This window comes from Parageobacillus galactosidasius (assembly GCF_002217735.1).
GTDB lineage: Bacteria > Bacillota > Bacilli > Bacillales > Anoxybacillaceae > Parageobacillus_B > Parageobacillus_B toebii.
In genome coordinates this window covers 809,589-825,658 of sequence record NZ_NDYL01000001.1, presented here as the reverse complement: position 1 = coordinate 825,658, position 16,070 = coordinate 809,589, and the positions used below count along the sequence as shown (strand labels likewise).

Genomic DNA, 16,070 nt, shown 5'->3' with positions numbered 1-16,070 from the left:
CCACATAACGAGCAAGTCCGGTTTGTTTATCCGCCAATATAAGACATTTCAATTTTTTTCCTCGTTTTTGCTGTTTGCTCCGTTCGTTCATCCGAGTAGCGGTCTGTCCGCATGTTCCATGTCGATGCAATCATTTTCTTTATTTCTTCTTTATCGGCCCCGGAACGCAGTTTTTCTTTTAACGAAACACCGCTTGCAGCAAACAAGCACGTATATAGCGTGCCATCGGCGGAAATGCGCGCCCGAGTGCAGCTTTGGCAAAACGATTCGGTCACCGAAGTGATAAAGCCGACTTCCACGTTCGTGCCAACATAGCGGTAGCGGCTTGCCACCTCGCCGAAGTAGGCTTTTTCCACCGGCTCAAGCGGATGCATTTGCTGCAGGCGTTCATACATTTCTTTTTTCGTTACCACATGGGAAAAGTCCCATCCGTTTGTCGTGCCGACGTCCATATATTCAATAAAGCGGAGGGTAATGCCTCGTTCTTTAAAATAGTTCGCCATCGGAATGATTTGCGAGTCGTTCATTCCCTTTTTGACGACCATGTTCACTTTAACGCCAAGCCCGGCTTCCCGCGCTGCTTCAATCCCTTTTAACACCGGTTTGACCCCGACGCCAACCCCGTTCATCTTTTTAAATACTTCGTCATCTAACGCGTCCAGGCTGACATTGACGCGCTTGAGCCCCGCTTCTTTCAAACGTTTTGCCCATTTCACTAAATGAATCCCATTCGTAGTAAGAGCGATATCGCGAATGCCGGAAATGTGCGCCAGCCGTTCTACTAATAAGTCTAAGTCGCGTCTTAACAGCGGTTCTCCCCCGGTGATGCGAATTTTTTCCACCCCAAGTTCCGCAAAACTTTCCGCAAGCAGCCCCATTTCCTCGATCGTTAATAATTCGTCTTCACGCAAAAAACGGAAATTCGGTCCGAATATTTCTGCCGGCATACAATATACGCATCGGAAATTGCACTGGTCTATTACTGAAATGCGCAAATCGCGAAGCGGACGGTTCCACTGGTCGACAATCACCGATTGACCTTTTCCCATACCGCCTCCTCCTTTCAATTGAACTTAAAGTTTGTCGCACATAATTAACCATGTAAATACCGCTGTTTTTTCCAAACAGAAAAAAACCAATGACCGATGGCGGAATCACAAGTGGAAGCCTCAGCACCGTTTCTATTACGATTTTCCCTTTAAACCGGTGGCATGCCATCCATTTCGCGATAACGGTTCCAAGTAGGACCACAATGACTCTGGAGATGAATGCCGCTTTTATCGACAACAAAATCCAATTATGTCAAAAACCTCTTTCAACAACACTATGACATTTTCCCATTTACTATACAAGAAAGATAAGAGAAATGTTGTGACGTTACTCACATTTTAACATAACAATCATGAAAACGGTTTCAAAAAATATTTTGTGACATCATTGTGACAATGATCACAAATACAACAAAATGTGATTTTCTTCACAACAAAACCAACCCCTTGTTTCCTACAATGGAAGTAACAACAAATCATTGAGGTGAAAAAAATGCTTGCAGCAAAAACGTTGCACAACCATGATCGCTTTGGCCATTTGCGTGAATTACTCCGTTCTGCGAAACATACAGTCAAAATACGAAAAGGAACATTTTTATTCCAAGAAGGAATGGATGCTGATGAACTATATCTTATTCTTTCAGGTAAAGTGCAAATGAGCAAAATTTGCGCTGACGGAAAAGAGATGTGTTTCCGCATCTGCGGCTCTGGGGAAATTATCGGCGAGCTAACATTGTTTACAGCAGAACCTCGCTATTTGTTAACAGCAAAAGTAATCGAAGATGGTGAAGTGGCAGTCATTAAAAAAGATGATTTAGAACGAGAGCTCCTCACCAACCCTTCACTTACTTATGAATATATGCAATGGGTCAGCATGCATGCGCGGCGGACACAAACGAAATTTCGCGATTTAATTATGCACGGCAAAAAAGGAGCGCTCTATTCCACGCTCATCCGCATGTGCAACAGCTATGGCGTTACGCTGGATAATGGAAGCATCCTCATCGACTTAACGCTGAAAAACCAAGATTTAGCCAACTTTTGCGGCACCACCCGCGAAAGCGTCAACCGCATGTTGAACGTGTTAAAACAGCAAGGTGTTCTTTCCATTAAAAAAGGAAAAATTACGATCCATGACCTCGACTATTTAAAGAAGGAAATTCAATGCGAAAACTGTCCGGTGGATATTTGTCGCATTGAATAAAAACACCCCTCCTTTTCGAATGGAAAAGGAGGGTGTTTTTAAATCTTCTTTGCACGCATGCGGCGATATACAACATAATGTCTATTTAAATACGTCAGCGGAACGCTCCAAACATGGACAAGACGGGTAAACGGCCAGATGCCAAACAGCAATAAGGCGGTAATAATATGAATTTGGAATCCTAACGGGGCATCGCTTACCAGTTGAGGCAGCGGCCGAAACGTTAAAATCCCTCGGAACCATGGGCCAATCGTATCGCGATAATCAAACGTTCCTCCTGTAGCGGTATATCCTACTGTATTGGTAAATCCCGTTAAAATGACGATGGTTAACAGAAACAATGCAAGGAAATCACTTTTGCTGCTGTTGCGGAAAATACGACGAACGCTTAACCTCCGCCATAGCAGCAACAGAACGCCGATGACCGTTGCGACTCCAGCTGCGCCGCCGAACCAAACCGCCCCGAAGTGATACATCTCATCCGTAATTCCGATTGTTTCATAAAATGGTTTTGGCACCAGTATCCCAGCTACGTGCCCGAAAAAAACAAATATAATTCCCCAATGAAAAAGAATACTTCCCCATCGCAGCCGTCTGCTTTCAAGAAACTCACTTGATTTTGCCGACCAGCCAAATTGATCTGTATTATAACGGTAAATATGACCAACGACAAATAACGTAAGCATGAGATATGGATAAATTACCCAAATAAATTGATCAAGTAAACTCATCAGGCGTCCTCCATTCATGTTCGTATTGTTAAGAGGCTTTTTTCTCCTCTAAAAATGAAACGATTCCGGTTACACAGCCATCCATGACAAGATAATACGGATTATTCGCTAATTTTAGTTCCTCTGTAATTTTATCAATGGTTGTTTTATGAATAAGAAGCATCTTCTTTGCATGCTCTTCGGGAGCGACAGACGCAAATTCTAAAACGACTGGCAAATAGTCTGGCAGCTCCTCATCCAATAGATCAAAACCGGCGTTGCGAAACTCTTCTTTTAGTTTTAAAAAGGCTTGGCCGCGCTCTTTCTGATCGCCAAATAGATGATAAGTTAAATACATTGTGGTTTTATCGCTAAAATCAAACGTATTCACATATATTTCGCATAACGTCTCTATTTCGTTTGTTGTTAAATAGTCCAGAAACTGCATAAACAGTTTCCGGACGCCTTCATTGCTTAGCGAAGAAATTTCATGGAATAATTGTTCATCACCAATCCACCCTTGTTCCGGGTACTGCAGCAAAATCGAAGCGATTTTAAAAATTTTCCGGTGCTCTTCCATCGATATCACTCCAATAAAATTGATGAAAGTTTTCCGCGTCATATCCCGAACAGCCGGAACAAGATTCCATAAATTCATAACCGACTGCTCCTTGTCCGTAAAACATATTGTCTGCCTTCTCGCGATGAGAAGATGGAATCACATAGCGGTCGGAATATTTCGCAACAGCGGAAAGCTTGTACATTTCTTTCACCGTATGTTCATCCATTCCCACTTTATCTAATATGCTCTTATCCGGTTCTTTCCCCAAGTTCACGGCGCGCATATAACTTCGCATCACCACCATTTTTTTCAACACCGTGCGAATCACTTCCGTATCTCCTGCTGCAAGCAAGTTCGCCAAATATTCAATCGGAATGCGCATTTGATCAATCGCTGGAAAAATGACGTGAGCATTAATGTCGTCCAATCCACCGTCAAATGCTCCCATGATTGGGCTTAGCGGCGGAATATACCAAACCATTGGCAATGTGCGATACTCAGGATGAAGCGGAAGCGCAATTTTTTGTTCCACCGCCAATTTATAAACCGGGGAGCGCTGTGCCGCTTCAATCCAATCATCGGTATATCCTGCTTCACGCGCCGCTTTGATCACTTCCGGATCATACGGATTAAGAAATACATCTAAGTGGGCTTGATATAAATCTTTTTCATCCTTAACCGAAGCAGCAGCCTCCACTTTATCTAAGTCATAAAAAACAATGCCGATATAGCGGAGACGCCCGACGCATGTTTCTGAGCAGATCGTTGGCTGACCGGTCTCAATGCGTGGAAAGCAAAACGTACATTTTTCCGCTTTATGTGTTTTCCAATTAAAATACACTTTTTTATACGGACAGCCCGTCATACAAAAACGCCAGCTTCGGCACGCATCCTGATCAACGAGCACAATTCCGTCTTCATCCCGTTTATAAATCGCGCCCGATGGACAGGAGGAAACGCATGGCGGGTTTAAGCAATGCTCGCAAATGCGCGGCAAATACATCATAAACGTTTGCTCAAATTCGAACTTCACTTTCTCTTCAATGCCTTTTATATTTGGATCGCTTTTTCCTGTCTCAAATACTCCTGCCAAGTCATCTTCCCAGTTCGGTCCCCACGTAATTTCCATATATTCACCTGTCAGCTGCGATTTTGGTCTGGCAACAGGCTGATGTTGTTTTTCCGGGCTGTTAATTAAATTTTCATAGTCATATGTCCAAGGCTCATAATAATCGTCAATCGGGGTCATGTCCGGATTATAGAAAATATTTAGCAGTTTATTCACCCGGCCGCCGGCACGCAGCTCGAGCTTCCCGTCTTTGAGCACCCATCCGCCTTTACGTAAATCTTGATTCTCCCACTCTTTCGGGTAACCGATTCCCGGTTTTGTTTCTACGTTGTTCCACCACATGTACTCTGCTCCGGGACGATTCGTCCACGTATTATTGCATGTAATGCTGCACGTATGGCAGCCGATACATTTATCTAAATTCATCACCATTCCAAATTGTGCCCTAATCCTCAAGCCAGTTCACTTCCTCTTTTTTAAGTTTGCGAATGATGACTTGTTCATCCCGTTGGTTTCCCGTTGGACCATAATAATTGAAGCCATAGCTTAATTGCGCATAGCCGCCGATCATTTGTGTCGGTTTTACATGAATGCGCGTCGGGCTGTTAAACGTTCCGCCGCGAAGTTTGCTGATTGGCGAGCCCGGAACATTAATATAACGGTCTTGCACGTGATACATAAACGCGACTCCGCGCGGCAGCCGGTGGCTGACAACCGCCCGTGCGATGACAACACCGTTGCGGTTATACATTTCAATCCAATCGTTATCGGCAATGCCTGCTTCTTCCGCGTCGTCTTTATTCATCCATACATGCGGTCCGCCGCGAAACATCGTTAACATCGGGAGCGTATCTCCATATGTGCTGTGATACGACCACTTAAAGTGCGGCGTTAAATAGCGGAGCGCAATTTCTTTGCCGCTTACCTTCGGACGATGGTCCTTTTCGTAGAAAGCCAGTTTTCGCAATGGTGCTTTAAACGTCGGTAATTCCTCGCCAAACTCCAGCATTAACTCATGGTCAAGGTAAAAATGTTGCCTTCCCGTTAACGTCCGCCATGGAATGAGCCGCTCGACATTGGTTGTAAATGGGGAGTACCGCCGGTTTCCTGTTTCGCTCCCGCTAAATACAGGAGTAGTTAACACTTGGCGCGGCTGTGATGTAATCGCTTGGAACGTAATGTGCTCTTCCGCCCGTTCTTCCACTAAATCTTTTAGCTTTTGCATCGTCTTTCTTTCCATCTCTTCCCAAGCTTTCAGCGCCAGCGAACCGTTTGTCGCGCTCGATAACGCCAATATCGCCTCCGCAGCGTCACGGTCGGTCAACAGGCTTGGACAATCTTTATACGGCCCTGTCAGCGAGGAAGAACCGGCCGTATCAAGCAGCCATTTGTATTCTTCATTGGCGTTCCAGCTGAGCCCTTTCGCTCCGATTCGTTCCTGAACAACCGGGCCGAGAGCCACAAATTTGTTGTACACTTCTGCATAATCCCTTTCCACGATGTGAAGCCGCGGAAAATTTACCCCCGGAACCGGGTCGCTCGCTCCGTCTTTCCAATCGTTCACGATTCCAAACGGCTGGACGATTTCATCTCGTGTATCATGCAAAAGCGGCGTTGCTACCACATCCTTGACTGGAGCGGAAAAATAGTGTTTTGCCATTTCCGAAAACGTCTTGGCGAGCCCTTTAAAGAAATCCCAATCCGATTTCGCTTCCCACGGCGGGGCAATCGCTGGATTAAACGGATGCACAAACGGATGCATATCGGTGCTGCTTATATCATATTTTTCATACCAGGTGGCTGCCGGAAGGACGATATCGGAATACAGCCCCGTTCCATTCATGCGAAAATCGATGTTTACCATTAAATCGAGCTTTCCTTCGGGTGCATCCTCATCCCAAACGATTTCGCTCGTCTTTAGCCCATCGTTTTGTCCGCTTAAATTTGCGTGATGTGTCCCTAACAAATGTTTTAAAAAATATTCATGGCCTTTTGCCGAGCTACCGATCAAATTGGCGCGCCAAACAAACATCACTCTCGGAAAGTTGATCGGGTCGGACGGATTTTCGATCGCAAACGTTAAATTTCCTTGTTTTATTTCATTGACCACATATTGAATCGCTTCTTCGTTTGTCTTTGCGTTTGCCTTTTCCACTAACGTGATGCTGTTTGCGTTAAATTGCGGATAAGATGGGAGCCACCCTAAACGAACCGCTAAATAGTTATAGTCGCCGCCATGCTGATAACGCGGCTGATCAAACAACGGAGAAATATGTTCGTCCATCTTTTGATCTTCGTATTTCCACTGCTCTGTTACAAAATAGAAAAACGACGTTCCGTTTTGCAGACGCGGCGGTCCTCCCCAGTCGCGCGCCATCGCAATCGTCTGCCAGCCTTCCAGCGGCCGCACTTTTTCCTGTCCGACATAATGCGCCCATCCTCCACCATTTACTCCTTGCGAACCCGTTAACAAAACAAGGTTTAAAATCGCACGGTAGATAGCATCGGAATGATACCAATGGTTGATGCCTGAGCCCATGACAATCATCGAACGACCTTTCGAATCGATCGCATTTTGCGCAAATTCGCGAGCGATTTGCGCCGCCGTGTTTCGATCAATGCCAGTAATCGCTTCCTGCCATGCCGGCGTATACGGTTTCGGATCATTATAATCGACAGGATAATCACCCGACAGTCCGCGGGAAACACCGGTTTTGGCCAGCAATAAATCAAAAACGGTCGTTACATACAGCGTATCTCCGTTTTTCTTGATTGCTTTTACAGGAACGCCGCGTTCTAGCACCGATTTTTTCTCTACTTCAAAATGCGGAATTTTAATCGTAACAATATCATCTTCTTTTCCTAAAAACGTTAATGCCGGATCGAGGCCGATTCGTTTATTGTCCATGTCATTGAGCTGCAAATTCCAATTCCCGTTATTTTCCCACCGATGCCCAATCGTTCCGTTTGGCACGGCAAAAGTCTGCGACTTTTCATCCCATACGACCGTTTTCCATTCCGCGTAACGCAGCGGCATGCCGATATCGCTTGCCCGTAAAAAGCGATCTGCCACATAATCGTCTCCATGTTTTTTAAGCATGACTAAAAACGGCAAATCCGTATACCTTTTCACATAATTTGTAAAGTAATCTATTTGCCGATCGACATAAAATTCTTTTAAAATGACGTGCGTCATGGCCATCGCCAGCGCCCCGTCCATTCCCGGCTGAATCGGAAGCCAGTTGTCGGCAAATTTGACAAACTCCGCATAATCCGGGCTCACAGCGACCACTTTCGTTCCCCGGTAGCGCGCCTCTACGTAAAAATGGGCATCCGGAGTGCGCGTCTGCGGCAAGTTTGATCCCCACACGATCATGTAGCTCGAATTAAACCAATCAGAACTTTCCGGAACATCCGTCTGTTCGCCCCATATTTGCGGGGAAGCAGGCGGAAGATCGGCATACCAATCATAAAAACTAAGCATCGCTCCGCCGATTAAATTTATAAATCTCGCACCGGCGGCATAGCTTACCATCGACATCGCCGGGATAGGTGAAAAACCGAAAATACGGTCTGGTCCATACTTTTGAATCGTATAAATAAGCGAAGCCGCAATCATTGTGTTGACTTCATTCCAATTCGCGCGGATAAATCCGCCTTTTCCGCGTGCGCTTTTATACCGTTTTGCCTTCTCGCGATCTTCCACGATCGATTTCCATGCGGAAACAGGGTCTCCTTCTTTTTTTAATGCTTCTCTCCATAGCTTTAAAAGCGCTCCGCGCACATACGGATAGCGGACTCTTAGCGGGCTGTATGTATACCATGAAAAACTTGCTCCTCTTGGGCAGCCGCGCGGTTCGTATTCCGGCATATCCGGACCTGTAGTCGGATAGTCGGTCTGCTGTGTTTCCCAAGCAATAATGCCGTCTTTCACATGCACCCTCCAACTGCAGGAACCAGTACAATTCACTCCATGGGTTGTGCGAACTACTTTGTCATGCTGCCAACGACGGCGGTACACTTTTTCCGAGTCGCGACCATACGGTGATACCTCGGCATGGCCAGCGTTTTTTTCGGATTTGCCAAAATACTTTAGCTTTTTTAGCAGCGGCGAAGGTTTCTTATTCATGTCAGCATGAAGCTCCTTCCTTTGCTTTATTGGCTAAAATAAAAATTTTTCTTCGTCGTCACTATGCATACGGTTAATATGCAAAAGCGCGTGAAATCGAGTGAGTACCTCTTTATCAATTCGTTGCGCTAACAATTGTTTCACTTCTTCAATTAAATATCTCATTAAATCATGGTCGCGCTTTAACATCGCCACTTTTTCAAACAAATTGTGGTCTTCCTCTACTTTTTCTTGATAAAATCCTTCTTCTTCCGCCTGCGCATGGGCAATGACTCTCTTTTCCCAATGCTCCACAAGCGCATCAGCAATCTCGCCAAGATGCTCCTGACGCCCATCGTTATATAGCTTCTCAAGCAGCTCAGTCAGATGTTTCGCCTCGGTAAATGCCCCTTCATGAATGGAACGATGCGCCTCTAATTTCCGTAAAGATGGACCGCCCATTTCACCACCTCTTTCCCCTGCTTAAATAAATTAAACCTCTATTAGCATATGTTTCCTATCTGTTCCGTTTATTATTCAAAAAATAAAAAAGGAGAGTTTTCATCTAACGAGTTCGGTTGTTGTCAACAGTATCCAAGATGTTGAACCCGATTATCAATTTCATAAAGATGGATGTATTGTGGAAGATTGTACGCCTTTTAACGAACCAAAGGCATTCTATAAACGTGGAAAAAGCACAGGTGAATCACAAAGATGGCAATGTAAGACGTGCAAGAAGTTAATATATTACCTAACCGTAAGCAATCTATCACATACAATCAAAAACGAAGTGATATTCTTCTTTGGTTTACAAAGTTATTGTTAAGTCGGGTTCCGATTACCAGAACTTGCGAACTTTTGGAAATTGGGAGAGGTACCTATTACGAATTTGTTTATCGAAGATGTTTGGAGTTTTTGGAACGGCACGAAACAAAACCGCTTCAAAATATGCAGTTTAAAGAAATGTGGCTCAATAGATAAAATGACTTATTTCCTCAACAATGTTCGGAAAAAAGGAATGGGTGGCAGCCAGTATGACGATTTAAAGTCAATTCCCAACCAATGTGGTGATTACTGCCGATGTCTTCTCAAGGTATGTGTTCCGAAGTGATGTGGCATTTGATTGGGATATTTCATTGAGGGATATTGCCCTTGATACCGTTCTTTTAAAAGAAAACCCCCTAAATGAATTTGCTAAGAAACACGCTCGCATTCCGAAATATTATCATTATCCGATGCCTACATCTAAAAAATGACAAACAAACTTATGTCGAGTATCAAGCCGAATTAGATAAAATTGAACGCAGAGCCAAGTATATTGATGGATTACACATAACTTATACAACGATTGCTCATTATTGGCTCATTAAACAGCTTGTAAAGGCTTCAGAATGGCGTTTTGTGACGGATAAAGACAATTCATTGATGACTTCCCTTTGAAAGGGATTTGATATTTTATAAGACCAAATCACCACGCGATTTGTTTTTTTTATTTTTGTTGAAATATCAATATTTTTTGACGAAATCCTTTTTAAGGATTTTGGTATTTTATGTTAAACTAAATATATAGATTAATCAGAAAATTAACAAGAGTAAAATGAACCCATAAGGGGGGAGTGTATGAAAAAGTTTTTAATTACATTATTAATATTAATTGCGTTAGGCATTGGGGGTTATTTTGTTATTGGACTATTTAGTGCTAAACCACCTTTACCAACCATAACTGTTGGAGAAAAAAAGGTAGAAGTGACACAAGGTTCGTATTGTTGGAATGGATTACTTAATTCTGTTTGTATTGATACAAGTTCTCCGCCAGAACTCATTAAAAATCAAGAACTAAAACCTGTGGTTATACCATCAAATTCCCAATTGAAAATAGAATTCAAAGACGAGCCTAAAGAAAATACATTAGTAGTAAATAGATGGCTTACAAATGAAAAAACAGAAAATGTTCCAATAAATGATAATGTGATACTATTACCAAAAGAAAAAGGTGTATATGTGTATGATGTTTCAGCAAGATGGGAAAAGGGAGATTCAAGTTATGCCTTCGTAATTGAAGTGCGGTAGTAACCTTTTAGTAACAGTCTTAATTGAACAAGTCAATATAATTTTAGTTTAAAACGCTTGGAATAAGCCCAAGCGTTTTAATATGCCTTTTACTTTGTTAAATGTGGTTCGAATTTTGTGCTAATTACGCTGTTATTTGTACTGTTTTTTGATTTTGTACTTCTGAACCGAACCCGTTAGTTTTCATCTCTCCTTTTTAATGTTGTGTGATGCACATCACTTATCTTTTTCTATAATCCTTTACAATAGATGAAGAAGCTCTCTTGTAGCGGCATGCCGTTTCTCGTTTGGCAGAACGGGAAACGGTTAGTGTCCGCTTGTTTCTGTACCGTCATCTTCACCGGTCTCCGTTACTTTTAATATCGCTACGGCTCCTTTTTGCGCGTGGTTGAATTGGTGCGTAACGATCGGATACGTTCCCGGGCGTGTGACGGTAAATTCAACGACCGCGCCGCCGCTAGCCGGAAGCATCACTGTCTGCAAACCTTTTAGATGGTTGTTTGGATTACCGTCGATATACACATCATCCAAAACGGTTCCAACGACATGGAATGAGCTGACTTCGTTCGGACCAACGTTAAGGATGTAAATTCTAACTTTGTCGCCGACTTTGGCAACGAGCGGCTTCTCTTTTAGCGTAAATGTATCTCCGTTCGTATTTCGATCGCCTGCTTTTAACGCTTTTGCCGAAAAAACAACATAGCTTGGTACCCCGTTTTGGAAATCATCCATGTCATTATACTTGTACCACTCGTTTTGGATTAAGACAAATTCGCGGTCCACTTCTTTATCGGTCGGATAGCCGTTTTTCGGCTTGACGATAATCATCCCATGCATGCCGTTGGCGATATGGGCGAGCACCGGCTTCGTGCCGCAATGGTACATAAATACGCCTGGGTTGTTCGCTGGGTACGTAAACGTTCCCGACTTATTCGGCATGACGTCGGCAAAATCTTTCGACGGCGAAGCGTGGACGGCGTGGAAATCCATGCTATGGGGCAGCGATGGGTCCATATTTTTTAACGTAAAATGGAGCGTATCTCCTTCATTGACGACAATGAGCGGTCCAGGTGCTTGACCGTTGAACGTCCATGCTTTATAGATTTTTCCTTTATCGATTTCGATGTCAGTTACTTGTGCAGTCATCTCGATTTTGACATCATGCGGACCGATGCGTTCCATTTTCAATGGAACCGGTTTTTGGTTAAGATCTTTATGGGCAGCGATGACGTTTGAACTTGCGTGATGCTCTATCTTTACCGTTTCTTTCGTCGCCTCTTTCTCCCCGGCACCTTCGTTTCCACAGGCCGCTAGTAACGCTGCCGTCGCTGCTACCGCCATGAATGTGTGAAGTTTGCCTGCCATGTTCCTCCCTCCATTTTTATCAATCCTTACACTTTAAGAATAGTGCGTTCTGTTTCTCATCCTAGTGATTCGTATCACGTATCATGGCCGATGTTTGAATAGTTTGTGAATTGTTGAACAATGTTATATATTAACGTTAGAAATCATTTCGGTAGGGAAAATGATGGATTGAACGATATACGTTTTACTTAAAAACATGCAAATAATCAGAAATCAAAGCTCCATATTAAAAAAAGCAGATCGCTTGAAACGACCTGCTTTTTGTTACGGTGCATATGGTTTTGTCACTTTGCCCACTTTTTTTCCGAAGACGACGCGGTTAAGCAGGAAGCAAACGAGGGCAAACAAGCTGAGAAGAAGAAAGCCGAGCACGTAAGAACCAGTAGCATCTTTCACTATTCCCAGCAAAATCGGTGGGAAAAAGCCGCCAAGTCCGCCCCATGCGCCGACGATGCCGGTGACAGCACCTGTTTCTGCAGGGAATAGCTGCGGAACAAGCTTAAAGACCGCACCGTTTCCTAATCCGGACATAATGGCAATAAACAAGCATGCGACTGTCATCACAACAATATTTTCCATTCCAAATACAATGGCAAGCGCTCCAATCGTAATTCCAGCATAAACGAAATTCAATACCCGTTCGGCACCGATTTTATCGCCGAGGTTTCCGCCAATCGGTCTCGCAAGTGTCGCAATAATGGTAAATCCAGCAGCGCGAAGCCCGGCATCCACCGGAGTTAAACCATATAAATCAATGAGCAGCGATGGCAAATAAATGCCGAATGCAACAAATGCACCAAATGTAACGAAATAAAAGAGAGATAACGTCCACGTATGTTTATACTTCAACACCGATAACGAATCAAGCATCGTTTTTTGCTGCTTAGGCTTTGGCATATCCGGAGTAAAGAACCAAACAAGAAGGAGCATGATGACAACTGGGATAATCATTCCCCAAAACGCCCATTTCACTCCAAACGCTGCCGCGATCGAAGGAACCAAAAAGCTTGCCACCGCTGTTCCAATATTCCCCATCGCGTTAATGCCGAGTGCTGTTCCTTGTTTTTCTGGCGGTGTTAAGCGCGATACGAACGTAACAGAAATGGCAAACGACGTCCCTGCCATTCCGATAAAGAACGCCCAAAACATTAACATTGCATATGAATCAGCAAAACCCGCTCCTATTAATGGAATAATTATGAACAATAGCAACAACGAAAATAATCGTCTGCCGCCAAATCGATCCGTCCAAATCCCGAGCGGAATGCGCATAATGGAACCAAGCAAAACTGGAATCGCAACTAAAATGCTTTTTTGTGTCGATGTTAGTCCGTACATTTCTTGGAATGTATTCGCCAACGGAGAAAATACAGCCCATACAGCAAACGCAAACGTCATCGCCAACGTTGTAATCGGCAAAAGGGCTTTTTGCTTATTCATCACGAAAATCCTCCTTTTTGTTCACAGCCATATAACTAAATTCACCTGCTTTTGAGTACATCATACGCAAATGAAAAAAAAATATTTGTGAAGTTTATCACATTTTTTTATAGTGTCACATAATTGTAAAAAGTTGATTTCCATCTTTATCGTGTCCTGTTTATTTTAATGTCTAGAAAATTATTTCAGTGAACTCGTAAATAAAAAACTGGCTCCCTAATAAAAGAGAGCCAGTTACCACTGTGATTAAGATAAATGTTTTTCTTTTTGTCGCAATGCTTTTGGAATGTATACGCAATACGGTTCGCTTTCTAAGTAATCACCCGTAACTGCATACGCCCGCGAGCGCGATCCGCCGCAAACGTAGCGGAATTCGCATACGCCGCATTTTCCTTTATATTTATCAGGATTGCGCAAATCTCGGAAAATCGGAGAATTTCGATAAATTTCCGCGAGCGGCGTTTCCCGGACATTTCCTGCTTTCACCGGGAGCAACCCGCTCGGATATACGTCACCGATATGAGAAATAAAAACAAATCCATTGCCATCATTGACCCCTTTTGGCGCACGGCCAAGACCATCGACTTGTCCAGTTAATCCCTTCATCAACACGTCTTCATAGTTAATTTCATCGCCCGAGATTTGTTTTTCTCGCATTTTCGCCTGCAACACGACACGGCGGTAATGCTGCCCTGCTGTCGTTTTTATGTCAAACGGGACGCGCTTGCTCGTTTCATAAAGCCAACGAAACACTTTTTCATGTTCCACCGGCGAAATCATATCTGACTCTTTTCCGCGTCCTGTCGGCACAAGGAAAAAGACGCTCCAAAGCACACATTTTAGTTTTTCAACCAACTCTGCCATTTCATCAAGCACATGGACGTTATATCGGGAGATGACGGTATTAATTTGCACTGGAATATCAAGTTCATGTAAATATTCAATCGCTTTTATAGTCAAATCAAACGAACCGGATGTCCCACGAAAACGATCATGAATTTCCGCGTTTGGCCCATCTAAACTAAACGCCCAACGAGAAAGGCCAACTTCCTTCGCTTTCCGAATCGCTTCCTTTGTCACGTTCGGCGTCGCACTTGGCGTCATTGAAACATGAAGTCCTTTGTCAATCGCATATTTGGCAAGATCATATACATCTGGGCGCATGAGCGGGTCCCCGCCAGTAAACACGAGAAGCGGCTGATCCATCTCATATATATCATCAATTAACTTTTTCCCTTCTTCGAATGTCAATTCGCGCGGATCGCGGTGATATTGCGCTTCCGCTCGGCAATGAACACATTTTAACTGACATGCCCTTGTTAGTTCCCAAATCACAATAAACGGATTTTCGTTAAAGTCCCTCACTACTATCCCCCTCCTTGTTCTCATTGTACTGCATTGGAGAGGACACTAATGTGATAAATATCACAAAGTGACTTATGTCACAATATCGTCAAACTCATTCGGCGTGTTTACATTGCGAAAGACGATCTCATCTTCCCAAAAATCTTGCTCGTTCACATAGTGGACATGGCAATGGCGAAAAAGCGATTTCATCCTATTATCTTGTGCCTGTAGAAGTTTTTCGATCTGCTTGCATGTTCGCCGATGATATATGCCAACTAATGGCTGAATTCGGCCGAAATGCGCACAGATAATCGCATCAAACTTCTCGTTCGCATATTTAGCAAGTTTTGCCGCTGCTTCTGGACGCATATACGGCATATCGCACGGAAGCACAAATATCCATTCCGCCTCGCATTCTTTCATGACCGTATAAATTCCGGCAAGCGGCCCTTGGCCACGATACCGTTCATCGTCCATAATCACTTTTTCCGCCGTCTTTTGTCGAAAACAGTCTATTAGCGAAGGATGGCTAACAATATAAATATCCTCTACTACTGCGCGTAACGTTTCCACAGCAATTTCAAAAAAATATTTTCCGTTAAATTTGGCAAACGCTTTCGGGCTGCCAAAACGCCGCGACTGCCCGCCGGCAAGAACCACTCCTGCCATTTTGTTCATTCATTTTTCCCCTTTCACCAAAATCTTTGTTTTACTGTACCATGGAAGCAACAAAAAAAAAAGATTCCCATCATTCTTTCGGGAATCTTTTTTAGCATTCATGTTTATTTTTTGCCGATTGCGACTCGCCAAATTTCTGGTCCTTCTTCCAAGTACTCCCAAGTAAATTGATCTGGACGTTCCATCATAAACTGATAATGCAGCGGACGCGGATCATGGTCATTCGTTAATTCCATCACTTCACCTGGTTTTAAGCTATCGAATAAGCGAAAGATCGCAGGGTGTCTTTCTCTCGGCTCATAGTCAGGTGCATGAATTTTTGCGGCAAATTGATTCATACTTATTGCCTCCTTTATAGTATAATTAATTATGTATACATCATAATCATTTCTGTCGTTTGTCGTAGTGACGAATATCACAATTGATGGATGAAAATTCTCAATGCCTGTGAAAGGAGAAATGATGATT

General features: G+C 43.5%; 14 protein-coding genes. 3 read left to right on the top strand and 11 right to left on the bottom strand.

What is annotated here, in order from left to right:
• Positions 1-26 precede the first annotated feature (26 nt).
• Positions 27-1,049, bottom strand: coding sequence for a GTP 3',8-cyclase MoaA (gene moaA / locus B9L23_RS04390; protein ID WP_089096945.1), 1,023 nt, complete (start codon positions 1,047-1,049; stop codon positions 27-29).
• Between the two features lie 493 nt (positions 1,050-1,542).
• On the opposite strand from moaA, the gene B9L23_RS04380 reads away from it, so the two are divergent.
• A complete protein-coding gene (locus B9L23_RS04380; RefSeq protein WP_081189865.1) occupies positions 1,543-2,253 on the top strand; it encodes a Crp/Fnr family transcriptional regulator in 711 nt (236 codons plus the stop codon).
• A gap of 38 nt (positions 2,254-2,291) precedes the next feature.
• On the opposite strand, the gene narI is transcribed toward B9L23_RS04380, so the two are convergent.
• Genes narI through B9L23_RS04355 form a run of 5 tightly spaced genes read right to left on the bottom strand, consistent with a single transcriptional unit; the run spans position 2,292 to position 9,164 of the window.
• Positions 2,292-2,984 carry a respiratory nitrate reductase subunit gamma gene (narI, locus tag B9L23_RS04375; RefSeq protein WP_081189866.1) on the bottom strand — a complete coding sequence of 231 codons (693 nt, stop codon included), beginning with the start codon at positions 2,982-2,984 and terminating at the stop codon, positions 2,292-2,294.
• A 28-nt stretch (positions 2,985-3,012) separates the two neighbouring features.
• Complete coding sequence (gene narJ, locus B9L23_RS04370) at positions 3,013-3,543, bottom strand: nitrate reductase molybdenum cofactor assembly chaperone (RefSeq protein WP_062677769.1); 531 nt, start codon at positions 3,541-3,543, stop codon at positions 3,013-3,015.
• Positions 3,518-5,050, bottom strand: coding sequence for a nitrate reductase subunit beta (narH, locus tag B9L23_RS04365; RefSeq protein ID WP_089096944.1), 1,533 nt, complete (start codon positions 5,048-5,050; stop codon positions 3,518-3,520). The genes narJ and narH overlap by 26 nt, the downstream gene beginning before the upstream one ends.
• Positions 5,040-8,723, bottom strand: a complete 3,684-nt coding sequence (locus B9L23_RS04360) for a nitrate reductase subunit alpha (RefSeq protein WP_089096943.1) — start codon at positions 8,721-8,723, stop codon at positions 5,040-5,042. The genes narH and B9L23_RS04360 overlap by 11 nt, the downstream gene beginning before the upstream one ends.
• Positions 8,724-8,756: 33 nt before the next feature.
• Positions 8,757-9,164, bottom strand: coding sequence for a hypothetical protein (locus B9L23_RS04355; RefSeq protein WP_089096942.1), 408 nt, complete (start codon positions 9,162-9,164; stop codon positions 8,757-8,759).
• Between the two features lie 723 nt (positions 9,165-9,887).
• Between B9L23_RS04355 and B9L23_RS20875 the strand changes: the two genes are divergently transcribed.
• Both B9L23_RS20875 and B9L23_RS04345 read left to right on the top strand, forming a co-directional pair.
• Positions 9,888-10,142, top strand: coding sequence for a hypothetical protein (locus tag B9L23_RS20875; protein ID WP_245842285.1), 255 nt, complete (start codon positions 9,888-9,890; stop codon positions 10,140-10,142).
• 180 nt (positions 10,143-10,322) lie between these two features.
• Complete coding sequence (locus B9L23_RS04345; protein WP_081189477.1) at positions 10,323-10,772, top strand: hypothetical protein; 450 nt, start codon at positions 10,323-10,325, stop codon at positions 10,770-10,772.
• A gap of 306 nt (positions 10,773-11,078) precedes the next feature.
• Here B9L23_RS04345 and B9L23_RS04340 read toward each other — a convergent pair whose 3' ends face one another.
• From B9L23_RS04340 to B9L23_RS04320, 5 genes are all read right to left on the bottom strand, one after another.
• The gene (locus B9L23_RS04340) at positions 11,079-12,137 is read right to left on the bottom strand and encodes a multicopper oxidase domain-containing protein (protein WP_089096941.1); all 1,059 of its coding nucleotides are present in this window, start codon (positions 12,135-12,137) and stop codon (positions 11,079-11,081) included.
• A 264-nt stretch (positions 12,138-12,401) separates the two neighbouring features.
• A complete protein-coding gene (locus tag B9L23_RS04335; RefSeq protein ID WP_062753793.1) occupies positions 12,402-13,577 on the bottom strand; it encodes an MFS transporter in 1,176 nt (391 codons plus the stop codon).
• Positions 13,578-13,823: 246 nt separating this feature from the next.
• Complete coding sequence (locus B9L23_RS04330) at positions 13,824-14,942, bottom strand: TIGR04053 family radical SAM/SPASM domain-containing protein (RefSeq protein WP_089096940.1); 1,119 nt, start codon at positions 14,940-14,942, stop codon at positions 13,824-13,826.
• 72 nt (positions 14,943-15,014) lie between these two features.
• Positions 15,015-15,602: a molybdenum cofactor guanylyltransferase gene (locus B9L23_RS04325; RefSeq protein WP_062753797.1), complete on the bottom strand. Its 588-nt coding sequence runs from the start codon at positions 15,600-15,602 to the stop codon at positions 15,015-15,017.
• A gap of 104 nt (positions 15,603-15,706) precedes the next feature.
• Positions 15,707-15,940 (bottom strand): DUF2249 domain-containing protein, encoded by a 234-nt coding sequence (locus tag B9L23_RS04320; RefSeq protein WP_012749412.1) that lies wholly within the window; start codon positions 15,938-15,940, stop codon positions 15,707-15,709.
• Between the last annotated feature and the right edge of the window lie 130 nt (positions 15,941-16,070).